2 protein-coding genes are annotated in these 1,540 nt (G+C 65.8%); both read right to left on the bottom strand.

Going from position 1 to position 1,540, the window contains the following annotated elements:
- Nucleotides 1–81: 81 nt before the first annotated feature.
- Entirely contained in the window at nt 82–1,188 is a 1,107-nt protein-coding gene (locus Y708_RS0120090) for a Gfo/Idh/MocA family protein (RefSeq protein ID WP_028281297.1), read from the bottom strand.
- On the bottom strand, nt 1,173–1,540 hold a 368-nt coding region (locus Y708_RS26710; RefSeq protein WP_035777029.1), incomplete at its 5' end, for a ThuA domain-containing protein. The genes Y708_RS0120090 and Y708_RS26710, both read right to left, overlap by 16 nt.

Genomic DNA, 1,540 nt, shown 5'->3' with positions numbered 1-1,540 from the left:
ACCTCACCGGCTACGCGGGAAGCCTAGCCCGGGCGCCCTGCGCCGCGGGCGTTCATTCCGCGGCGCAGGTTAGGTCAGGCGTTACAGACCGACCCGCTGAACAGCGGCCGGCGTCAACGAAATCGGTGCAGGCCGGTGAGCGGTGCTGGCAACGTCGACCGCCTGGTGGGTATCAGCGGAGAGCAGCACCGACTCCATGACCTCCAGGACGTGGAAGGCCAGCTCCCCGCTGGTCCGCGGCGTTTCGCCCGCTGCAGTGTAGGCAAGGTCCTGCAGCCCTATGCCGCGGGACGCGTCCACGTAGCCGGCCGACACCGGCAGGGTCTGCCAGTCGCCGTCTCCCAGCCGTTGTAGCAGCACGTCGCCGTCGAACCGGTTGGGATCCGGCACAATCAGGGAGCCGGACTCTCCATGGATTTCAATCCGGGCCGCCTGCGTGGCGACGGCGTCGAAGCTCATCACCAGGGTGGACAGCGCGCCGGACTCGTGGACCAGCACACCGGTGACGTGCGTGGGGGTTTTAACGGGAACCACCTCACCTCGGCGTGGTCCTGATCCGATCGTGCGGGTGGAGCGGGTATTGCTGGCCGCCCCGATCACTGAGGCGACAGGGCCCAGGAGTGTGACCAGCGAGGACACGTAATAGGGCCCCATGTCCAGCAAGGGCCCACCGCCCGGCAGGTAGTAGAAATCAGGGTTGGGATGCCACCGTTCGTGCCCCGGCGTGACCATCGTCGCGGTCGCTGAGATGGGAGCACCTATCAATCCATCGTCGATCGCCCGCCGGGCGGTCTGCGTTCCGGTGCCCAGCACTGTGTCGGGTGCGCAACCAACAACTACGCCGGCAGCCGCCGCAGCGTCCATCACCAGACGCGCCTCGCGGCTGATGGCGGCGAGGGGCTTCTCGCCGTACACATCCTTGCCGGCGGCAATCGCCTTGAGTGCAACGTCCGCATGTGCGGCAGGAATGGTGAGGTTGAGCACCAGGTGGACGTCGTCGTCGTGCAGTAGAGCGTCCACTGTCAGCGCACGCACGCCGTCCTGCGCTGCGGCAAGCGCCTCGGCACGGGAGAGATCCAGGTCGGCGACGGCAACCAGCCGAACGCCGTCCAGCCGCGGAAAGGTTTCGAGGTAGGCGGCCGCAATATTTCCGCAGCCAATGATTCCGACATTTAGCGGCTTGCCCACAGGAGGCCCCTTTCGATGATGGTCTTGACGTTGGTGTTCTGGAGGATATCGACGCTGTGGCCGGGGGTTGCCACGAAGATGCGCCCCTTCCCCCACTGCCTGGTCCAGATTGCCGGGGAGACCACCGGCCTGGTCCACGCATCGAAGTCCCGGGCCGGAAGCGTGGTGGTAGCCAGTACGTCAACGTAATCATCGGCAAGCACCCAGTACTGCTCCGTCAGGAGATCAAAGTCGCTGATCCCCCGGGTAATGGGATGATCCGCGGCCGCCGGAAGCATGTTCACCGTGTAGGTCAGGAAATTGTCCGACGCATCGCCAACGTGCTGGTCAGCGGGCTTGCCCGGATGGCAGG

Source organism: Arthrobacter sp. H5 (assembly GCF_000520595.1).
Taxonomy (GTDB): domain Bacteria; phylum Actinomycetota; class Actinomycetes; order Actinomycetales; family Micrococcaceae; genus Arthrobacter_D.
The sequence above is the reverse complement of the archived record's forward strand: the minus strand, read 5'-3'. Positions and strand labels throughout refer to the sequence as shown.